At 67.6% G+C, this 19,436-nt stretch carries 17 protein-coding genes; 12 read left to right on the forward strand and 5 right to left on the reverse strand.

Translation table 11 applies throughout. The annotated features are described in order from the left end of the window. The first annotated feature begins 127 nt into the window (after positions 1–127). The 6 genes from BrevBR_RS04665 to BrevBR_RS04690 all read left to right on the forward strand — a co-directional run bounded on the left by BrevBR_RS04665 (position 128) and on the right by BrevBR_RS04690 (position 5,553). Positions 128–1,381 (forward strand): GTP cyclohydrolase II, encoded by a 1,254-nt coding sequence (locus tag BrevBR_RS04665; RefSeq protein WP_332640998.1) that lies wholly within the window; start codon positions 128–130, stop codon positions 1,379–1,381. Then, the gene (locus BrevBR_RS04670; protein ID WP_340000102.1) at positions 1,368–2,609 is read left to right on the forward strand and encodes a URC4/urg3 family protein; all 1,242 of its coding nucleotides are present in this window, start codon (positions 1,368–1,370) and stop codon (positions 2,607–2,609) included. Before BrevBR_RS04665 ends, BrevBR_RS04670 begins: the two co-directional genes overlap by 14 nt. Before the next feature lie 20 nt (positions 2,610–2,629). After that, positions 2,630–3,259 (forward strand): uracil phosphoribosyltransferase, encoded by a 630-nt coding sequence (gene upp / locus BrevBR_RS04675; RefSeq protein ID WP_340000759.1) that lies wholly within the window; start codon positions 2,630–2,632, stop codon positions 3,257–3,259. 75 nt (positions 3,260–3,334) lie between these two features. Then, entirely contained in the window at positions 3,335–4,411 is a 1,077-nt protein-coding gene (locus tag BrevBR_RS04680) for a helix-turn-helix transcriptional regulator (RefSeq protein ID WP_332640994.1), read from the forward strand. Positions 4,412–4,534: 123 nt separating this feature from the next. Then, the gene (locus BrevBR_RS04685) at positions 4,535–5,131 is read left to right on the forward strand and encodes a hypothetical protein (RefSeq protein WP_340000103.1); all 597 of its coding nucleotides are present in this window, start codon (positions 4,535–4,537) and stop codon (positions 5,129–5,131) included. 65 nt (positions 5,132–5,196) lie between these two features. Continuing rightward, positions 5,197–5,553, forward strand: a complete 357-nt coding sequence (locus tag BrevBR_RS04690; protein ID WP_340000104.1) for a hypothetical protein — start codon at positions 5,197–5,199, stop codon at positions 5,551–5,553. Positions 5,554–5,624: 71 nt separating this feature from the next. On the opposite strand, the gene BrevBR_RS04695 is transcribed toward BrevBR_RS04690, so the two are convergent. The 4 genes from BrevBR_RS04695 to BrevBR_RS04710 all read right to left on the reverse strand — a co-directional run bounded on the left by BrevBR_RS04695 (position 5,625) and on the right by BrevBR_RS04710 (position 12,766). Continuing rightward, positions 5,625–9,194, reverse strand: coding sequence for a M1 family aminopeptidase (locus BrevBR_RS04695; RefSeq protein WP_340000105.1), 3,570 nt, complete (start codon positions 9,192–9,194; stop codon positions 5,625–5,627). A gap of 10 nt (positions 9,195–9,204) precedes the next feature. Next, positions 9,205–10,083 (reverse strand): ABC transporter ATP-binding protein, encoded by an 879-nt coding sequence (locus BrevBR_RS04700; protein ID WP_332640989.1) that lies wholly within the window; start codon positions 10,081–10,083, stop codon positions 9,205–9,207. Between the two features lie 88 nt (positions 10,084–10,171). Beyond that, positions 10,172–12,277 carry a malate synthase G gene (locus tag BrevBR_RS04705; protein WP_445214741.1) on the reverse strand — a complete coding sequence of 702 codons (2,106 nt, stop codon included), beginning with the start codon at positions 12,275–12,277 and terminating at the stop codon, positions 10,172–10,174. Positions 12,278–12,364: 87 nt separating this feature from the next. Beyond that, positions 12,365–12,766, reverse strand: coding sequence for a winged helix-turn-helix transcriptional regulator (locus BrevBR_RS04710; RefSeq protein WP_332640988.1), 402 nt, complete (start codon positions 12,764–12,766; stop codon positions 12,365–12,367). A 110-nt stretch (positions 12,767–12,876) separates the two neighbouring features. On the opposite strand from BrevBR_RS04710, the gene BrevBR_RS04715 reads away from it, so the two are divergent. The 4 genes from BrevBR_RS04715 to BrevBR_RS04730 all read left to right on the forward strand — a co-directional run bounded on the left by BrevBR_RS04715 (position 12,877) and on the right by BrevBR_RS04730 (position 17,098). Further along, on the forward strand, positions 12,877–13,629 hold the full coding sequence (locus BrevBR_RS04715) for an SDR family oxidoreductase (RefSeq protein ID WP_340000106.1): 753 nt from the start codon (positions 12,877–12,879) through the stop codon (positions 13,627–13,629). 68 nt (positions 13,630–13,697) lie between these two features. Beyond that, the gene (locus BrevBR_RS04720; protein WP_340000107.1) at positions 13,698–14,375 is read left to right on the forward strand and encodes a DUF1345 domain-containing protein; all 678 of its coding nucleotides are present in this window, start codon (positions 13,698–13,700) and stop codon (positions 14,373–14,375) included. 284 nt (positions 14,376–14,659) lie between these two features. Beyond that, on the forward strand, positions 14,660–16,156 hold the full coding sequence (locus BrevBR_RS04725; RefSeq protein WP_340000108.1) for a DEAD/DEAH box helicase: 1,497 nt from the start codon (positions 14,660–14,662) through the stop codon (positions 16,154–16,156). Between the two features lie 156 nt (positions 16,157–16,312). Then, positions 16,313–17,098, forward strand: a complete 786-nt coding sequence (locus BrevBR_RS04730; protein WP_340000109.1) for a sulfite exporter TauE/SafE family protein — start codon at positions 16,313–16,315, stop codon at positions 17,096–17,098. Between the two features lie 118 nt (positions 17,099–17,216). Here BrevBR_RS04730 and ctrA read toward each other — a convergent pair whose 3' ends face one another. Next, on the reverse strand, positions 17,217–17,930 hold the full coding sequence (gene ctrA / locus BrevBR_RS04735) for a response regulator transcription factor CtrA (RefSeq protein ID WP_055827964.1): 714 nt from the start codon (positions 17,928–17,930) through the stop codon (positions 17,217–17,219). 300 nt (positions 17,931–18,230) lie between these two features. On the opposite strand from ctrA, the gene BrevBR_RS04740 reads away from it, so the two are divergent. Together BrevBR_RS04740 and BrevBR_RS04745 are read left to right on the forward strand one after the other, a co-directional pair. Continuing rightward, positions 18,231–18,587 (forward strand): chromosomal replication initiator DnaA, encoded by a 357-nt coding sequence (locus BrevBR_RS04740; RefSeq protein WP_332639627.1) that lies wholly within the window; start codon positions 18,231–18,233, stop codon positions 18,585–18,587. Beyond that, the gene (locus BrevBR_RS04745; RefSeq protein ID WP_340000110.1) at positions 18,584–19,303 is read left to right on the forward strand and encodes a DUF6456 domain-containing protein; all 720 of its coding nucleotides are present in this window, start codon (positions 18,584–18,586) and stop codon (positions 19,301–19,303) included. Before BrevBR_RS04740 ends, BrevBR_RS04745 begins: the two co-directional genes overlap by 4 nt. Positions 19,304–19,436: the final 133 nt, after the last annotated feature.

Genomic DNA, 19,436 nt, shown 5'->3' on the forward strand with positions numbered 1-19,436 from the left:
CCTTGAATAACGGGAGGAGAACGCAGCTTGGCCAGACTCGTTCAGGCACTGGACAGGGAGTCCCAACGGGTGTGTCCTGCAGAGTCCGGCGCAAGAAAAACAACAAGCCGGTTTCGAGTGAGGAAACATGTCCAATCGACCGAGCCACATCCGGCTCAACTCCCATCCCGGCGCGGGAACCGTCAGCCGCTTTCCCCTGAACTGGGGCGCGGCCACCGCGCAGGAGCGCGGACCGGTCATCGGTACCGTCAACTCGGGCAGCGACCGCAACGCCATCGGTGCCCATGGCGGCGCCTATTCGGTCTATCGCGCCCTCGCCGTGTCCTCGGGCGCGATGAGCGCCAACAACCGGCCCGACCTGACCAACACCTCGCCCACCACCCCCATGGGCCCGTTCCCGCAGTGGAGCGATCCGGGCAAGATCGTCTCGCTGGATCCCTGGGGCGCCCGTGTGGCCGAGGACTTCGCCGACGAGATCCGCGACGGCGTCGACATCCGCCCCACCATCGCCGTCACCCGCGCCCGGCTGCAGCTGGGCGAGATCGGCGAGGCCATCGCCGCGGGCCGGCTCAAGGCCGACGGCCAGATCGTGCACGACAGCGGCGACGTCGCCGTGACCAAGGCCGCCATCGATCCGGTCTGGTACCTGCCGGGCATCGCCGAACGCTTCGGCGTCACCGAGACCGCCCTGCGCCGCACCCTGTTCGAACAGACCGGCGGCATGTACGCCGACCTCGTCACCCGACCGGACATCAAGGTCTTCCTGCCCCCCATCGGCGGCATCACCCTCTACATCTTCGGCGACCCGGCCGCGATCGCCGACCCGAAGCGCCGCCTGACCTGCCGCGTGCACGACGAGTGCAACGGCTCGGACGTCTTCGGCTCCGACATCTGCACCTGCCGCCCCTATCTGACCCACGGCATCGAGGAATGCATCCGCGAGGCCCAGGACGGCGGCGCGGGCCTGATCGCCTATAATCGCAAGGAGGGCCGGGCCCTCGGCGAGGTGACGAAATTCCTCGTCTACAACGCCCGCAAGCGCCAGCCCGGCGGCGACCAGGCGGCCACCTATTTCGAGCGCACCGAATGCGTCGCCGGGGTGCAGGACGCCCGCTTCCAGCAGCTGATGCCCGACATCCTGCACTGGCTGGGCATTACGAAGATCGACCGCTTCGTTTCGATGTCCAACATGAAGCATGACGCCCTGACCGCCTCGGGCATCGAGATCGGCGAGCGGGTGCCCATACCCGACTACCTCGTGCCGCCCGACGCCTCGGTGGAGATGGAGGCCAAGAAGGCCGCCGGCTATTTCACCCCCGACGCGCCGCCGTCGGCCGAGGACCTGACCCGCGTGGTGGGCCGCGACCTTGAGCAGTTCTGAAACCCGGCAGGCGCACAGCCTGCTGACCGCCGCCGCCGTCCGCGAACGGGCGCACGAGATGCTCGACATCGGCGTCGCCGGCGGCCTCGACCACTGGACGGTCGACCTCGACCGGTTGCCGGAGACCGCGCGTTATGTCGCCGCCGTGATCCGCGACCAGTATCCGACGCTGGCCGTGCCCTTCCACGCCCGCTGGCGGCATTTCGCCGTCGACGGCGTCGATCTGTGGGGACCTGCGGCCGAGGACCGGGAATGGCTGGATCCCGCCTCCCGCGCCCGGGCCGAATTCGACCTGGCCATCGTCTCCGTCCTGCTCGACGCCGGCGCCGGGCCGGACTGGTCGTACAGGGACGCGGTCACCGGCCGCACCCTGACCCGCTCCGAAGGTCTGGCCATCGCCAGCCTGCGCATGTTCGAGGCCGGAGCCTTCTCGGTCACGGAGGACGATCCCTGGCGCGTCGACGCCGTCGCCCTGACCTTCCTGACCGCCGATGCGCTGGCCAGGGGCTTCCAGGTCGCCCGCGACAATCCCCTCGTCGGGCTCGAAGGCCGCGCCGCCCTGCTGCGCCGGCTCGGTCAGGCCTGCCTTGCCGAGCCGGACCTGTTCGCGCTGGAGGACGAGCCCCGCCCCGGCGGCCTGTTCGACGCCATGGTCGACCGCGCCGACGATCAGGACCGCCTGCCGGCCCCTATCATCCTCGAGGTCCTGCTGGAGGCTCTCGGCCCGGTCTGGCGCGACCGCCTGACGCTGGGCGGCGTCGACCTCGGCGACTGCTGGAAACACCCGGCGATGAAGCGCGGCGACGCCACGGACGGCTTGGTGCCGATCCACAAACTGTCGCAATGGCTCAGCTATTCGCTGGTCGAGCCGCTGCAAACGGCGGGGGTCCGGATCACCGACCTCGACGGCCTGACCGGCCTGGCCGAATACCGCAACGGCGGCCTGTTCATGGACCTCGGCGTGCTGACGCTGAAGGACCCGGCCGACGCGGAGAAACCCTGGCCCGTGTCCGATCCGCTGGTGATCGGCTGGCGCGCCATGACCGTGGCCCTGCTGGACCGGATCGCGCCCCTCGTCCGCGCCGAACTGGGCGTGAGCGCCGCCGACATGCCGCTGGCCAGCGTGCTGGAGGGCGGCACCTGGGCCGCCGGCCGCCGCGCCGCCGCCGAACGCAGGCCGGGCGGCGGACCGCCCCTGACCATCCTCTCCGACGGGACCGTATTCTGATGCCGACCAAACCCTTCAAGATGGACGGCGTCACCGTCGTCTACCACCCGCTGGTCCGCCACAAGCTCAGCATCATGCGGTCGAAGGACACCTCCACAGCGCGCTTCCGCCAGCTGTTGCGCGAAATCTCGACCCTGCTCTGCTACGAGGTCACCCGCGACCTGCCGCTCGAGGACTATCCGGTCGAAACCCCCGTCGGCCCGACCACCGGCCATCGGATCGCCGGCAAGAAGATGGTCTTTGTCCCCATCCTGCGCGCCGGCCTCGGTCTGGTCGACGGCATGCTGGAGCTGGTCCCCTCGGCCCGCGTCGGCCACATCGGTCTGTACCGGGAGCCCGTGACGCTCGACGCCGTCGAATACTATTTCCGCGCGCCGGAAGACGTCGCCGACCGCCTGTGCGTGGTCATCGATCCCATGCTGGCCACGGGCAACACCGCCGTCGCCGCCATCGAACGGCTCAAGGAGCGCGGCGTGACCAACCTCCGCTTCGTCTGCCTCGTCGCCTCGCCCGAGGGGATCGAGCGCCTGCGCGGCTGGCACCCCGACGTGCCCGTCTGGACCGCCGCCGTGGACGAGCGGCTCAACGACCACGGCTATATCGTGCCGGGTCTCGGCGACGCCGGCGACCGGCTGTTCGGGACCCGGTAACCCGCTGGATAAAAGCCGCTTTTCGTGCAACAAGGTTATCCGTGGGACTTATGAGACCGTGATCCCGGGGCGGGCATGACCGAGTTGATCGACCGCATCTACGAATGCGCCGTGGTGCCCGAACTGTGGCCTTCGGTTCTCGATGACCTGGCCGAGCTGACCGATGCGCGCGGCGGCCTGTTGTTCTCGGCCCGCAAGCAGCTCTGCTGGACAGCGTCCGAAAGCGTCCAGGACATCTTCCAGGAATATTTCACCGACGGCTGGTTCGACCGCTGCAGCCGGCGGGTCTGTTCGATGAACAACGCCCGCGCGTCCTTCTTTGTCGAGCAGGATTTCTGGAGCAAGGACCAGCTCGAGAAAGACCCCATGTACCGCGACCTGTTTCGGCCCCACGGGCTGGGCTGGTCGACCTGGACCGGGCTGCGCATGCCGACCGGCGACGAGATCGTGGTCAGCATCGAACGCACGTTCGAGCGCGGGCCGATCGAGCGGGAGCATGTCGACCGGCTGAACGAGCTGCGGCCCCATCTGGTCCGCGCCGCCCTGGTCACCGCGCGTCTCGGGCTGCAGAGAGCCAAGGGGGCGACCGACGCCCTGACCGCGCTCGGCCTGCCCGCCCTGCTGGTCGACGAGACGGGGCGGGTGGTCGAGGCCAATCCCCTGATCGAGGCCCTGCCGGAGAAGATCAGGTTCGGCGTCAACAACCGTCTGATCCTTGCTGACGCCAGGGCGAACGAGACCCTGACCTCGGCCCTCGCCCAGATCGAAACCCTGCCCCTGGCCGCTTCCCGCACCTTCGCCCTTCGCGATGAGGCCGGTCAGGCGACGACCCTGTTGCATATCATGCCGGTCCGGCGCTCGGCGCATGACGTGCTGGGACGCAGCTACGCCCTGGTCTTGCTGACACCGCTCGCCGCCGACCGGGCGCCGTCAGCGGAACTGATGCGGACGCTGTTCGACCTGACCCCGTCTGAAGCGCGGGTAGCCCAAGGCATCGCCGGCGGCAAGAGCATGGAGGAGATAGCCGGCCAGGGCGGCGTCGCCATCACCACCGTCCGCTCTCAGCTGCGCCGCGTATTCGAGAAGACCGGCTGCACGCGTCAGGCCGAGGTCGCGGCCTTGCTGGCCCGCCTGACCGTCGGAGCCGGCTGACCGAAGGCCTTGCGATTAATCTTTCCGGTTTCATCCATTTGGATGACGCCGCGAACCGTTGGACAGGGTGAAGCTCTCTTCAGAAAACCAGCGCTTTCGGGCGCTGCAGAGGAGAGCCAGACCATGCCCATCGTCCATCGTGCAGCCATGTCGGCCTTTCTTGCGCTGGCCGTGACCGTCGCGGCCCCGGCGCAGGCCCAGCGTCGCGGCGAACCGCAGCTGCAGGTATCCTATCCAACGGATGGAAGCCTGACCTGTGATCAGCTGACGGCCGAGATCACCCGCATGGAAGAGATCGCCGGCATTTCTGCCCAGAACGCCCGGAACGCCGAAAACCAGGGCGCCATGGCCAACGGCGCCACCAGCGTTGCCGTCAACGCGGCCCTCTACTCCGGCGCGCTCGGCGCGGTCCCCGGCCTGGGTCTGTTCGCCAACGCCGCCGGCGCCGCAGCCCGCCGCAATGCCGAGGCCCGCGCGCGGGCCGAAGCCGAACGGATCCGGATCGCCGAGCAACGTCGCAGCCTGCTCAGCGGCATCTACCAGGGCCGCCAGTGCGGCCTGCCACCCGCGCCCGTCGCGCCGGAGCCGGTCATGTCCGCTCAGGCCGCCCCGGTCGAGGCCACGCCTCCGACCGACCCCGCCGCCGACGCCCCGCCCGCGGCCCCGGCGGAGGTCGCCGCGCCCCCGACCGGCCCGACTGCGCCCGTGACCCGCCCCTGACCTGCGCCGGCCGGGCGTGTTCGTCAGGAGCCGTAGAACACCACCTCCGGATTGGAAAAAGACCGATGAACACCTCTCTTCGCCGCGCCTTGACGCTCGGGATCGCTGTCGCCCTTTCAGGCTGCACCTCTGATCTGGTCACCGGAGGCCCGCTGATCCGGCCGGGCGAGCCGCAGGGCGCCATCCGCGTGATCAACGCCACCAACGGTCAGCTGCACGCCGTCCTGATCTCGACCTGCTCGGCCTCCACCTATGGCCTGAACCGGCTCCCCAGCGGCATGGCGATCCCGTCCGGCGGCGCCTACAGCTTCACCGTATCCGCAGGGTGCTGGGACGTGTCCGGGGGCACGCTCGGCGTCGGCGACGCGCGGGGACGCATCCAGGTGGCCCCCGGTCGGACCAGCTCGATCCGGATCTACTGACCCTCCCCGGAACCGGGGCAGCCGCCGCCCGTCACGGTACGGCTGTCCCGGAGCCCCCGGGCGCCAGCCCGCTAGTCCACCGGCCGTACGTTGTCGTCCGAGTTGCGATCGATCCACTTGTTGTAGGGGTCGACGCCTCCGAAGCTCGGGGCCCGCGTGGTGATGAACCGCAAGGTCTGCACCCCCGACCGGATGGGCCGCCGTTCCAGCAGCACGACGTTGCGCGCGTTGAAGGCGCCTTTCCCCGGCTCGGCGGTAAACAGGCCGATGTCGAAAGTCTCGTTCAGCGGCGCCGGGGTCTCCACCCCCTTGCCGTCGACATAGAGTTTGCGGGCATCGACCGTGACCGTGACGTCGAACCGGCCGTCTGCGCGGCGGGTCGAGGTCATCCCGGTGGTCTTGACATCGTAAAGAGTGATCTTCTCGAACAGGTCGGTGATCAGGGCCTGTTTGTCCGCCGGCGCCTCGGCCCGGATGGCCGCCACCAGATCCAGGGAGCGCGGATAAGGCGCGCCCTTGAAGGCGTATTGCGCCAGCACCCGGCGCAGGGCGCGGTTGACCGCATCCTCGCCGATCTGGTCGCGCAGCAGGTACATGACCAGCCCGCCCTTCTGGTAGTGGATATACTGCTGGTTCTCGACCCTCATCAGGGGCAGTTCCTCCAGCCGCTCGGTCCCGCGCGATCGAAGATAGCGGTCCAGTTCCTGCTTCAGGAATCGGCGGATCTGATCCTTGCCGTACTTCTTCTCCATGACCATCAGGGCCGAATACTGGGCCAGGGTTTCGGACAGGGAGGTCATGCCCTGCTGGTTCGAACCGACGATCTGGTGCGCCCACCATTGGTGCGCGAACTCATGCGCCCCGACATAGGTGACGTAGTCGATCTTCTCCGGATCGCTCAGGTCGGCGATGAAACCCAGCCCTTCGGCCCAGGCGAAGGTGTTGGGATAGGATTGGGCATAGGTCCCGTACGGGAACTCCACGATCCGCGCCTGTTTGAACTGATAGGGGCTGAAGTTCGCCTGGAAATAGTCCAGCGAGGCGGCGAGCGCGTCCAGCATCCGTGACACATTGCGATCGTGGCCGGGGTCATGGAAGACCACCAGCTCGACACCGTTATGCATGCGCCGGGTCTGTTCATAGCGCCCCGACTGGATCGAGAAGAAATTCAGCACCGGAGACTCGGTGACGAACCGGCTCGTTCGGCGTCCGTCGCGCACGACATCCGACACCATCCGGCCAGGGGCGACCAGTGTCTGGTCGGCGTCGGTCGACACCGTGATGTCGGCCGTCACCCAGTCGGCGCCGATATAGTTGCGAGCCTGGGCGGAGGTGTCCTCCAGCTTGGCCGGACGGAGTTCGGCCGGCAGCCCCGCCTTGCGGCGTTTGGTGCGGTCGGTGAGCAACCCGTCGCGGTCCATGCCGATCCTCGGCGCGAACTCGAAATTGTTGACGAACGTGCCATTGTCGACCAGCCGGGTGGTGTTGCCGCTGGCCTTGAAGCCGCGCTGTTCCAGCACTGTTTCGAAGGTCACGTTGCGTCGGTCGCCCGGCTGCATCGGCGTGGCGAAGCGGTAGATCCGGTATTCGAACTCCTTCCACTCGCGGGCCACCGAGGCGCCCTCGACGGTCAGGCCAACCATGTCCAGATCGTCGCCCCAGCGCAGGTGAACCTCCGTCAGCGGCGCATTGGTGTTGTTGACCAGCACATAGGAACCGCGCGTGGTCAGCTTCGGCTGATGCGGCCGCAGGTCCATGACCAGCTTGACGTCGGCGACCGAGGGTTGGGGCGTGGCCTCATAGCGCAGCAGGGCCTTCTCATAGGCTGCCTGTTCCTTCTCGACGGCGCTGCGATTGCGGTAGTCGTTCCAGACGTTGGTATTGGTGTAGATGAAGACGCCCAGGCCGATGAAGGCGACCAGGGCCGCGCCGCCGATCAGCCCCGCGGGGCCCATCAGCCGGTGCGGCAGCCGCTTCAGCCGCGGCCATAGCCGGGTCTCCGTCCCGCGCCGCCACAGACCGTAGGCCAGCACCAGCAGGATGATGGCGAAGGCCGTCCAGTAGGCGTCCAGCCAGCCGGAGAAGATGGCGAAATCGCCCTGGCCGTTCATGTCCGACAACGGCACTCCGATGCCCGCGCCATAGCGGTACAGGATGTGGTCAAAGCCCAGGTTGGTCAGGACGATGGTCGAGATCAGATAGACCACCATGATGGCCCAGCCGACGAATTTGTTGGGCGACAGCGCCTGGATGAAGATGGCCAGCACCGCCAGCAGGCCGAAGCTCACCGCCTGCGGGAGGACGTACCAGAGCAGATACTTCTCCAGCTCGTAGTCCGTGTAGCCCTTGATGGTCTGGGTCACCACGCCCGCCAGAACGCCGGCGAGGGCGGTCGACACCAGCACCAATGCCAGCGCCAGCGTCTTGGGCACAAGGAAGGTCCAGTCGGGGGTGGCCGATGCGTCAACAATCTCGTGCACCTTGCGGTCCCGGTCGCGCCAGACCAGCTCGCCCGCATAGTAGATGGAGATGACGATCGAGATCAGGCCGAAGGCGCCGGTCAGTCCCTCGATGACCACCCGGGTCACCAGCAGGATCGGCGCGCCGTAGATTTCGCCGGTGAAGAACAGCGTCGCCATGGCGAAGGCGAAGCCCAGCAGGATCAGCACCACATAGGCCGGGCTCTTGAAGATCAGCACGGTCTCGAACACCGTGCGCGACCACAGCTGGGTCAGGCCGCTGGCCAGACCATAGGTCGGGCGCGGCAGGGCGCCGACGGGCGTGACAACCACGTCCTTCTCGACCAGCGCCTTCATGCGCTCCTGCTTCTTCAGCTTCGCGCCGCGCGGCGACGGCCGGTACAGCACATAGGCGGCGGCCAGCAGGACGGCGCCGACGCCGGTCCAGATGACACGGTTCCACAGCAGCACGCCTTCCAGCGGCGCGTTCAGCGTGTTCCGCTCGGTCGCGGTCCAGTATTTGGTGACCAGGGCGTAGGCCCCCGACCCGAACGGCTCGGCCCAGGCCATGGCGGTCTCGAATTCGGGCTTTGTGCCAAGGGCGCCGGTCGAGGCCAGGTAGGCGATCAGCACCGCGACCACGCCGATATAGGTGGCCATCATCGACCGCGTGACGGTCGCCAGCATGAAGAACAGGGCCGAGGTCAGGAACAGGCCTGTGAGCCCGAATACGCCATAGGCATAGGCGTAGTCAGCGAAGCGGAACGGGCCCACCGTCTCGGGATCGACCCACGGCATCAGCGTGCCGAGCAGCGTACCGAGGGCGATGCTGAGGTAGCAGAGAGCCACCGCCGCGAATGCGCCGAAGAAGCGGCCGTAGAGGTAGGCGCCCTTGGTGATCCGCGTCGACAGGATCATCGGACCGAAGCCGGTCTGTGCATCCCGCGCCACGACATTGGCCACGATGGCCGTGGTCGCCAGCATGAAGAAGACATTGAAGATGATGTGGGCGCTGGCCAGCGCATAGGGCGCGTTCTTGAGGACGTTGCCGCCCGAGCCCAGCGAAACGTTCTCGCTGGCCACGGCGCCGAACGCCAGCAGGCCGAAGACGATGGCGATGACCCAGAACGCCGGCTGGCGCAGCTGGTAGCGGAATTCGAAACTCGCGATCTTGCCGAACATGATCCGTCCCTCAGGCCGCGCGGCGCGAGGCGTTGACGGTCGCCAGATAGACGTCCTCAAGACCGCCCGGCGCCCGCTCGAACCCGGCGCCCGGATTGGCGTCCGACAGGACGTGGACGACGGTGCGGCCCGCGAAGAGGCGGGTCGAGATGACGTTGTGGCGCTTGGTGAACTCGGGCAGTTCGGCCTTGTCGATGGTCTTGGTCCAGACCCTGCCTTCGAGGGTGTGCATCAGGTCGACCGGCGCGCCTTCCAGCTGGATCTTGCCGCCGGCCAGCACCGCCATGCGGGGGCACAGGTCTGTCACGTCCTCAACGATGTGGGTCGACAGGATGACGACGACGTTCTCGCCGACCTCGGCCAGCAGGTTCAGGAAACGGTTGCGCTCTTCCGGGTCGAGGCCGGCGGTCGGTTCGTCGACGATGATCAGTTCGGGGTTGCCGATCAGGGCCTGGGCGATGCCGAAGCGCTGGCGCATCCCGCCCGAGAAGCCGGCCAGGGCCTTGCCGCGAACGGGCCACAGATTGACCTGGTTCAGCAGGGCCTCGACCGTCTGTTTGCGGTCCCTGCCGTTGGAGACGCCCTTCAGCACCGCCATGTGATCCAGCATGTCGTAGGCCGAAACGCGCGGATAGACGCCGAAATCCTGGGGCAGATAGCCCAGCACACGGCGCAGCTGTTCGGGATTCCGGATCACGTCGATGTCGCCGAACCGGATCGAGCCAGAGGTCGGCGTCTGCAGGGTGGCGATCGATCGCATCAGCGTCGACTTGCCCGCCCCGTTCGGGCCAAGCAGGCCGAACATCCCCTTGGGGATCGTCAGGCTGACGTCGTCCAGCGCGCGCGTGCCGTTGCCGTAGACGTGGGTCAGGTTCTCGATCGTCAGCATGGAAGCCCCTCCGTGAAGTAAAGGAACCTTGTCAGGCGGCGATCGCCTCCGCAAGTTACGATTCGGAAATGTTGACCGTCCTGCGCGGTTATCCAGTCGCCTTGGCCATCCTTCGGAACCGGTGCAGCAGCGGTTCGGTATAGCCGTTCGGCTGGGCGACGCCGTCGAACACCAGGGCGCGCGCCGCGCGGAACGCCAGACTGCCCTCGGGGTCCGGCGCCATCGGGCGGTACAGCGGGTCGCCCGCATTCTGCGCATCGACCTTCGCCGCCATCCGCAGCAGCGCCACATCGACCTGCTCCGCCGTGCAGACGCCGTGAAGCAGCCAGTTGGTCATATGCTGTGATGAGATGCGCAGGGTCGCCCGGTCCTCCATCAGGCCGACGTCGTGGATGTCCGGCACCTTGGAACAGCCAACCCCCTGATCGATCCAGCGCACGACATAGCCCAGCAGTCCCTGGGCGTTGTTGTCCAGCTCTTCGGCGATCTCCGCCTCCGACCAGTTCCGCCCCACGGCCAGCGGCGGGGTCAGCAGGTCCTCGAGACCCGCGACCGGCCAGGCGGCGATCGCGGGTCTCAGGGCGAAGACGTCGGTCTGGTGGTAATGCAGGGCGTGCAAGGTCGCCGCCGTCGGGCTGGGCACCCAGGCCGTGTTGGCGCCGGTCTTCGGATGGGCGGCCTTCTGCTCCAGCATCTCGGCCATGCGGTCCGGCGCGGCCCACATGCCCTTTCCGATCTGCGCCCGGCCCGACAGGCCGCACTTCAGACCAATGGCGACGTTGCGCGCCTCATAGGCGGCGATCCAGGCCGATGATTTGATCTCCCCCTTCCGCACCACCGGCCCGGCCTGCATGGCGGTGTGGATCTCGTCCCCGGTGCGGTCCAGGAAGCCCGTGTTGATGAAGACGATCCGGTCCTTCACCGCATTAATGCAGGCGGCGAGGTTGGCAGAGGTGCGGCGCTCCTCGTCCATCACCCCGACCTTGACCGTGTGTCGCGCCAGATCCAGCAGGTCCTCGACCGCGTCAAACAGGGCGTCGGTGAAGGCGCACTCCTCGGGCCCGTGCATCTTGGGCTTGACGATGTAGATCGATCCGGCCCGGCTGTTGCGGAACCGTCCCTGCCCTTTCAGGTCGTGCATGGCGATCAGCGAGGTGACGATGGCGTCCAGCACCCCCTCGGGCGCGTCCGTTCCATCGGGCAGCCGCACGGCCGGAGTGGTCATCAGATGGCCGACGTTGCGCACGAACAGCAGCGACCGGCCCGGCAGGGTCACGGTCGATCCATCCGGCGCGATGAACTCCCGATCCGGCGCCAGCGCCCGGGTCATCGACCGCCCGCCCTTGTCGAAGGTCTCGCTGAGGTCGCCCTTCATCAGGCCCAGCCAGTTGCGGTAGGCGGCCGTCTTGTCGGCGGCGTCGACGGCGGCGACCGAGTCCTCCAGATCGACGATGGTGCTGAGCGCCGCCTCCAGCACGACGTCGGAAATTCCGGCCGGATCGGTCGCCCCTATCGGATGATCCGGATCGAACACCACCTCGATATGCAGTCCGTTGTGCCGGAACAGACGGGAGCGGTCGCTGCGGCCGACGTACTGATCCGGGTTGCGGATCGCGATGCCCCGGCGCGGGTCCGTCAGATCCGCCCAGCGGCCCTCGGCCAGCGGAACCGCCTCGTCGAGGAAGGCCTTGGCCCGCGCCACCACCCGCACCCCGCGCGCGGCGTCATAGGGCCCGGCCGGCGGCGCATCCCCCAGCACGTCTGTGCCGTACAAGGCGTCATACAGACTGCCCCAACGAGCGTTGGCGGCGTTGAGCACGAAACGGGCGTTCAGGCTGGGCACGACCAGTTGTGGTCCCGCCAACGTCGCCACCTCGGCATCCACATTGCGCGTACCGATGGCGAACCGGGCGGGCTCGTCGGTCAGATAGCCGATCTCGCGCAGGAAGGCCGTGGCGGCGGCCACGTCGTACGGCCGTCCCCGGCGCTCCAGATGCCAGGCGTCGATGCGCGCCTGAAGGTCCTCGCGCACCGCCAGCAGCCGCCGGTTCTCCGGCGCGAACCGCGCAAGGAGCGCGGCGACGCCCGTCCAGAAGGCGTCAGGCTCGATCCCGGTCCCCGGCAGCGCCTCGGCCTCGATGAAGGCGGCCAGCTCGTCGGCGACCTGAAGTCCGGCGCGCGGCGTCATCGGCATGGAGCACTCCCTCGGAACGAGGCTGAAACATTCCGTGATGACCCGACGGAAGTCGAGCGTCTTTTGCGCCGCAACAGAACGGCCGCTTCAGTCGCGGGTGTCGAAGGCGTGGCGCGCCTTCTCGATCCGCTCCAGGTTCTTCTCGGCCCAGGTCCACACGCCGCAGAAGGCCTCGGCCAGCGTCAGGCCAAGGTCCGTCAGCCGGTATTCGACCTTGGGCGGAATGACCGGATGCACCGTGCGGATCACCAGCCCGTCGCGCTCCATCTGGCGCAGGGTCTGGGTCAGCATCTTCTGGCTGATGCCGCCGACCAGATCGCCGATGCGGCCGAAGCGCTGTTCGCCGTGCTCGGTCAGGACCTCGAGGATCAGCATGGTCCATTTGTCCGCGATGCGGCCGATGACCTCGTTCACCAGCGCCTCGACCCGGGGGTCGGCCGGCAGGCCTGTCTCGGGATGTGCGATTTTTCCCGTTGTCGGCGCCGTCATATCCAAAACTCTCCGTTCGGTAAGTACCGCCCTTTACGGTGCCTACTTTCCAATGGGAAGTGTCTTCTCTACCTGCTTCCGGCGTCAGCGCACGCGATAAGGAGAGCACCATGAACATCACCGGCAACACCATCCTCATTACCGGCGGCGGCTCGGGCATCGGCCGCGCCCTGGCCGAGGCGCTGCATGCGCGCGGCAATCAGGTCATCATCACCGGCCGTCGCGAATCCGTCCTCGCAGAAACCGCGGCGGCGAATCCGGGGATGGCGTTCGCGACCCTCGACGTCGCCGACCCCGTCGCCATCCGCGCGTTCGCCGCCGAGGTCGTGAAGGACCACCCCGCCCTCAACGTCGTCATCAACAACGCCGGCGTCATGAAGGTGGAAAACCTGCTGGCCGAACCCTTCGACCTCGACACGGTCGAGGAAACCATCTCCATCAATCTGTTGGGCCCGATCCGCCTGACCGCCGCCCTGCTGCCGCATCTGCGGACGCGGACCGCCGCTACGGTGATGACGGTGTCGTCCGGCCTGGCCTTCATCCCGCTGGCCGCGACGCCGACCTACAGCGCCACCAAGGCGGCCATTCATTCGTGGAGCGAGTCGCTGCGCCACCAGCTGGCGGGGACTTCGGTGGAGGTGCTGGAACTGGCCCCGCCGGCCGTGGCGACCGACCTCATGCCGGGCCATGCGGACAATCCGAACTCCATGCCGCTGGCCGACTATACGGCCGAGGTCATCGGTCTGATCGAGCGGCGGGACACGCCGCGCGGCGAAATCCTCGTCGAACGGGTCAAGCCGCTGCGGTTCGCCGAAGCCAACGACTATGCGGCTGTCTTCGCCATGCTCAACGGCGGATCCTGATCACAGGGCCGCGGGCGGACAGGCGCCGTCTCTCTTGCCTGTGGCGGTCACAGGCGCATGTTGACGCCATGAACACCGCCTGGCTCCGCCTGCACTGGCCGCTTCTGCTGGCCATCGCCGTCGCCGCATCAAGCCTCGCATGGCCGATCGGCGGCGGCTGGCTATCACGGCTCGCGTTGGGCTGGGACGTGGGCGTCGGCCTGTTCCTGGTCGAATGCGTATTCAAGCTGAGGCGGGCCCGGTCGGTCGACGACATCCGCAAGCGTGCGGCCGCGCTGGATGACGCCGGCGTCGCCGTGCTGCCTCTCGCTCTGTTCGCAGCCCTGGCCAGCATCGTCGTGGTCGTGGGCGAGGCCGTCCGCGTGGCCGGCGACGACGAGCAGGGCGGCGCGGCCGTCCTCGCACTGCTCACCGTGGCCCTGTCCTGGACCTTCGTGCACGCGATCTTCGCCTTCCACTACGCCCACGAATTCTACGCGCCGGCCGTCTCCGACGGCGCACGCGGCAAGGGCAGGTCGCACGACCGCGGCGGCCTGATCTTCCCCGGCGGCGAGGACCCCGACTACTGGGACTTCGTGCATTTCTCGACGATCATCGGCGTCGCCCAGCAGACCGCGGACATCCAGATTTCAGACAGACGTCTGCGCCGCACCGCGACCGTTCACAGCGTCACGGCCTTCCTCTTCAACACCGTCATCGTCGCCCTGACCGTCAATATGGCGGTCAGCCTGCTGGGCGGCGGTTGACCTCCGCGCCTTGACTTGGCCGCATTGGAAGCCCATTTGTGCTGCGTCGCACAATTGCGATTACCGGCGCCTCCAGCGCGTGTGGGTCTTCTCAAGTGACGAAGACCTGACTGTAGCAGTCGCCGGTTCCTCAAGATTCATTCGCTGCCCGGACACGCGGGGCGGCGCCCGATCCACCCCGAAGGTCTCCTTTTCGAGACCCCGTCGGGACTGGCGGTGCGCGGCCTTTCGGCGATGAGCCATGGCTGATGCGCGTCGCCGCATACGCGAAAGAAGCCGCTCACATGAGCAAGACATTCGATACCTTCGGCCTGAACCCGGCCCTCCTGCAGGCGCTGGCGTCCGAAGGCTACACCACCCCGACCCCGATCCAGGCGCAGGCCATCCCTGACGTCATGGCCGGCAAGGACCTGCTGGGCATCGCCCAGACCGGCACCGGCAAGACGGCGGCCTTCGCCCTGCCCATCCTGCACCGCCTGGCCGCCAACCGCATTCCGCCCGTGCCCCGCACGACGCGCGTCCTGATCCTGTCGCCGACCCGCGAACTGGCCAGCCAGATCGCCGAAAGCTTCAAGAGCTACGGCAAACACCTGGGCTTCCGCGTCGCCGTCATCTTCGGCGGCGTGAAGTACGGGCCGCAGGAACGCGCCCTGCAACAGGGCCTCGACGTCCTGGTCGCCACCCCCGGCCGTCTGCTGGACCACATGCAGCAGAAGACGCTGGACCTGAGCCGCACCGAGATCTTCGTCCTCGACGAGGCCGACCAGATGCTGGACCTCGGCTTCGTCAAGCCGATCCGCCAGATCGTGTCGCGCATCCCGGCCAAGCGCCAGAACCTGTTCTTCTCGGCCACCATGCCGACCGAGATCGGCAAGCTGGCCGGCGAGCTGCTGAAGGATCCGGTCAAGGTCTCTGTGACGCCGCAGGCCACCACGGTCCAGCGCATCAGCCAGTCGATCATCCACATCGAACAGGGCCGCAAGCGCGCCCTGCTGACCGAGATGTTCGCCGATCCGGGCTACACCCGCTGCCTGGTCTTCACCAAGACCAAGCACGGCGCCGACAAGGTCGCGGCCTATCTTGAGGCCGGCGGCGTCGAAGCCGGCGCCATCCACGGCAACAAGAGCCAGCCCCAGCGTGAACGCACCCTGGCCGCCTTCAAGGCCGGCAAGCTGCGCGTTCTGGTCGCCACCGACATCGCCGCCCGCGGCATCGACGTGGACGGCGTCTCGCACGTCCTCAACTTCGAACTGCCTTATGTGCCGGAAGCCTATGTGCACCGCATCGGCCGTACGGCCCGCGCCGGGGCCGACGGCACGGCCATCAGCTTCGTGGCCGGCGACGAGATGAAGCTGCTGCGCGACATCGAAAAGGTCACCCGCCAGAAGATCCCGTCGACCGACCGCCGCAACGACAAGTCGCTGGCCCTTCTGGACCAGTCGATCATGGCCTCGGGCGTCAAGTCCAAGGCCTCGATGCCCGACGACGGGCGCGGCGACCGCCAGCAGCAGCGCGGCCCCCGCAACCCGCGCCGGGACGGCATCAAGCTGGAGGGCGGCGGCCAGCCGCACCGCGTCCGCAAGGGCGGACCGGGCCGCGACGCCCGTCCGACCCCCGAACGCGCCTTCGATCCGCTGGCGCGCGAGCGTCCGCGTCACTCCAACAACGACCCGCGCCACACCACGGTGGCGGGCGAGACCAAGCCGGCCGGCGAGATCAAGCGCCGTCCCCGCAACCGCCGCCCGTCCAACGGCGGCAAGGGCTACGCGGCCAAAGGCTGAGGCCCGGGATAGACGCAGAAGTGAACGACGCCCGTCGGAGCGATCCGGCGGGCGTTTCGCGTTTTCGAAGGTGAGCGAGGTCCGCCTCGGGCCCTTGGGCGACGTCGGCTCTCAACCCGGGCGGACACTCATCGCTCAATCGCGTATGAGATCACAATGGACATTGCCCTTATTGCGATTGTGGCGGCGCTGGCCTCTGCGCTCACCCTTTATTCGGGCTTCGGGCTTGGCACACTCCTGCTCCCGGCATTTGCGCTTTTCCTTGATGCTCCAATCGCAGTCGCGGCCACAGCCGTCGTCCATCTCCTGAACAATCTCTTCAAAGGCGCCCTTCTTTGGACCAAGGTGGATTGGCGAACTGTTCTGGCGTTCGGCATGCCGGCGATCCCCGCAGCGGTGCTCGGGGCATGGGTCCTGTCACTGCTTGGAAATACGCCTCGCCTGTTCGAGTGGGAGGCTTTCGCCCGGAAGTTCGGACCAACCGGCGCGGGCCTGACCATTGGTTTACTGATGATCGCTTTCGCCTCGCTGGAGCTCCAACAGTGGTTCCAGAAGCTCAAGGCGCCGCCCCGGCTTGCGCCAGTGGGTGGCTTGATAGCGGGGTTTTTCGGCGGGTTGACAGGGCAGCAGGGAGCGTTCCGTTCCATCTTCCTCCTGCGGTCTGGATTGCCGCCACAGAGCTTCATCGCCACTGGAGTGATGATCGCCGTTCTGGTCGATCTGTCGCGCCTCACAACCTACGCAGCCTCATTCTCCATGGCGGGGCTGGATTGGGCCGGGCGTGACGGCCTCCTGGTGCTGGCGGGCACGCTCTCCGCCTTTGTCGGAGCGTTCGTCGCGACGCGCTATCTCGACAAGCTCACGATTGTGGTGATCCGATATGGCGTCGCCGCGCTGATGCTCCTGATCGGCGGTGCTGTCTCCGTCGGGTTGCTCGGCTGAACCTGCGTCCGCTTCCATCCGTCGTAGACCGCCCGATGTCAGCTTGCCGGCCAGGGACACACGAAAAAGCCCGCCGGAGGGATCCGGCGGGCTTTATCTTGTCGGGTTCTTCGGTCGATCAGGCCGCGGCGCTGACCGGGGCCGGGGCGGCGGTTTCCGACGGGTCGCGCAGCACATAGCCGCGGCCCCAGACGGTCTCGATGTAGTGTTTGCCGCCCGCCGCCGTCGCCAGCTTCTTGCGCAGCTTGCAGATGAAGACGTCGATGATCTTCAGCTCGGGCTCGTCCATGCCGCCGTACAGGTGGTTCAGGAACATTTCCTTGGTCAGGGTGGTGCCCTTGCGGAGCGAGAGCAGCTCCAGCATCTGGTATTCCTTGCCTGTCAGATGGACGCGGTGGCCGTGCACCTCGACCGTCTTGCCGTCCAGGTTCACCGCGATCTCGCCGGTGTGGATGATGGCCTGGGCGTGTCCCTTCGAGCGGCGAACCACGGCGTGGGTGCGCGCGATCAGCTCGTCCTTGTGGAAGGGCTTGGTCATATAGTCGTCGGCGCCGCCGCCGAAGGTCTTGACCTTGGTCTCGATCTCCGAGGTTCCGGACAGGATCATCACAGGCGTGTTGACCTTGCCGACGCGCAGCTGACGCAGAACCTCAAGACCGTTCATGTCGGGCAGGTTGAGGTCGAGCAGGATCAGGTCGTAATCGTAGATCTTGCCGAGATCGATGCCCTCTTCGCCGAGGTCGGTCGTGTAGACGTTGAAGCCTTCCGACTTCAGCATCAACTCGATGCTCTGCGCGGTCGCGTGATCGTCTTCGATAAGCAGAACGCGCATTGATGCCCCTCCAGGCAAAGCTTGACAGTAAGTCCCGACACCCGATGCCGGGTAACCTTGTTCGGGAGTTAACCGAGTAAAAACTTAAGAAAGGTTAACAACACCCCACTGAGGCGAATCGTAGGCTGATTTGCGAATCGCCGTCGAGAGTCCTGAGTCAAGCGGACGAATTTTCTCGCCCGCGTCCCGCTCCGGCTGCGGGCCTACGTCCGAAATCGACGTATGTCAGGATTATATTCCTATCGCCGAGCGTCGCCGATGAACGGCTGGCGTCCGACAGGATGATGGGAGGATATTCGAATGAACGAGACGTATCGGGTGCCGGTCACCGACGAGGACCGCATTCGCGCCGGCCTGGCGATCCAGCTGGTGGCGGCAGCCACGGGTGTGGCGGCCGAGCGGATTCGTGCGCAAGCCCGGCTCGGCGGGGCAGAGTGCCGCGCCCGCCGGCTGGCCATGTATCTGTCCTATGTCACTTTCGGCTGGCCGCTGGAGCGGGTCGCCCACGCCTTCGGGCTGAACCGCGCCACGGCCGCGGCGGCCTGTCGTTGGGCCGAAGACGAGCGTGACCGCCCCACTCTCGACGCCATGCTGGACAGGCTGGAGCGTTGCGTGCGCGAGGTGCTGGACGCCCCCCTGTGCGAGGTGCCGGCATGAAGGGCGAGACGGCCCGGGCCCGCCGCCTTCTGGCCCGACCCGGCGGCTGGATCGAGGCCGCGCCCGGCGGCTATGCCCTGAGGGTGGGCCGGGATCGGCGCGCGCGGGTTCTTCTGACCGTCGGCGAAGCCGAATTTCGGGACCTGGCCGGAAACCCCGGGCTGAAAATCCGGGCGGGCGGGGGCTGGGTGGCGCGCGGCGGCGCCCGGACTCCGGCTCTTGCCTCGCCGGAGCCAGGCCGTCCCGGCGTGATCGAGGGCGTCCGCGCGGTGATGGAGGACAACGGCCAGGTCGTCTCGCGCCGCGCCAACCTGGGTCAGTCCGCCATTGTCTGGCTGGCGCGCCGCAAGGATGCGGGCGGCCGCCCCTGGCTGGCCCCCCGCGAGATCGCGGCGGCCGACCGCCTGAACCACGACGCCGAGGCGGCGGCGCGCGGACCGTCGGTCACCATGCGATGGGACGCCTTGCCGCGGTCGGGCGCCGGGGGCGGTGCTTCGGGCCGGGCGGGTCCCGGCGCATCGGCGATGGCGGCCGGGGCCCGCGTGGAGGCGGCGCTCGCAGCCTGCGGATCGGCGCGCGGCATGGTCGAGGCTATATGCATCCGCGCCTCCGCCCTGCAGGCGGCCGAACGGGGCCTCGGCCTTGGCCGTCGCCGCGGCAAGGCCTTGCTGAAGACCGGCCTCGCCGCACTGGCCGATCACTATCGTATCGGTTGACCGACGGAGCGCGCGCGCCCTGACGTTACAACCTCGTAACTATTGCCCCAAAGGCTTCCGCCCTAAGAGGGACCCTTCAGCCGCGGGGGCGACGCGGCGTCTCACACATGCGGCAGACCGTGTTCAGACGGTC

Source organism: Brevundimonas sp. BR2-1 (genome assembly GCF_037626195.1).
Lineage (GTDB): Bacteria > Pseudomonadota > Alphaproteobacteria > Caulobacterales > Caulobacteraceae > Brevundimonas.

Excerpts from the sequence above, each read along its gene's own strand:
- BrevBR_RS04665 (WP_332640998.1), top strand. The coding sequence starts at position 128 with ATGTCCAATCGACCGAGCCACATCCGGCTCAACTCCCATCCCGGCGCG.
- upp (WP_340000759.1), top strand. The coding sequence starts at position 2,630 with ATGGACGGCGTCACCGTCGTCTACCACCCGCTGGTCCGCCACAAGCTC.
- BrevBR_RS04680 (WP_332640994.1), top strand. The coding sequence starts at position 3,335 with ATGACCGAGTTGATCGACCGCATCTACGAATGCGCCGTGGTGCCCGAA.
- BrevBR_RS04685 (WP_340000103.1), top strand. The coding sequence starts at position 4,535 with ATGCCCATCGTCCATCGTGCAGCCATGTCGGCCTTTCTTGCGCTGGCC.
- BrevBR_RS04690 (WP_340000104.1), top strand. The coding sequence starts at position 5,197 with ATGAACACCTCTCTTCGCCGCGCCTTGACGCTCGGGATCGCTGTCGCC.
- BrevBR_RS04695 (WP_340000105.1), bottom strand. The coding sequence starts at position 9,194 with ATGTTCGGCAAGATCGCGAGTTTCGAATTCCGCTACCAGCTGCGCCAG.
- BrevBR_RS04700 (WP_332640989.1), bottom strand. The coding sequence starts at position 10,083 with ATGCTGACGATCGAGAACCTGACCCACGTCTACGGCAACGGCACGCGC.
- BrevBR_RS04705 (WP_445214741.1), bottom strand. The coding sequence starts at position 12,277 with ATGCCGATGACGCCGCGCGCCGGACTTCAGGTCGCCGACGAGCTGGCC.
- BrevBR_RS04710 (WP_332640988.1), bottom strand. The coding sequence starts at position 12,766 with ATGACGGCGCCGACAACGGGAAAAATCGCACATCCCGAGACAGGCCTG.
- BrevBR_RS04715 (WP_340000106.1), top strand. The coding sequence starts at position 12,877 with ATGAACATCACCGGCAACACCATCCTCATTACCGGCGGCGGCTCGGGC.
- BrevBR_RS04720 (WP_340000107.1), top strand. The coding sequence starts at position 13,698 with ATGAACACCGCCTGGCTCCGCCTGCACTGGCCGCTTCTGCTGGCCATC.
- BrevBR_RS04725 (WP_340000108.1), top strand. The coding sequence starts at position 14,660 with ATGAGCAAGACATTCGATACCTTCGGCCTGAACCCGGCCCTCCTGCAG.
- BrevBR_RS04730 (WP_340000109.1), top strand. The coding sequence starts at position 16,313 with ATGGACATTGCCCTTATTGCGATTGTGGCGGCGCTGGCCTCTGCGCTC.
- ctrA (WP_055827964.1), bottom strand. The coding sequence starts at position 17,930 with ATGCGCGTTCTGCTTATCGAAGACGATCACGCGACCGCGCAGAGCATC.
- BrevBR_RS04740 (WP_332639627.1), top strand. The coding sequence starts at position 18,231 with ATGAACGAGACGTATCGGGTGCCGGTCACCGACGAGGACCGCATTCGC.
- BrevBR_RS04745 (WP_340000110.1), top strand. The coding sequence starts at position 18,584 with ATGAAGGGCGAGACGGCCCGGGCCCGCCGCCTTCTGGCCCGACCCGGC.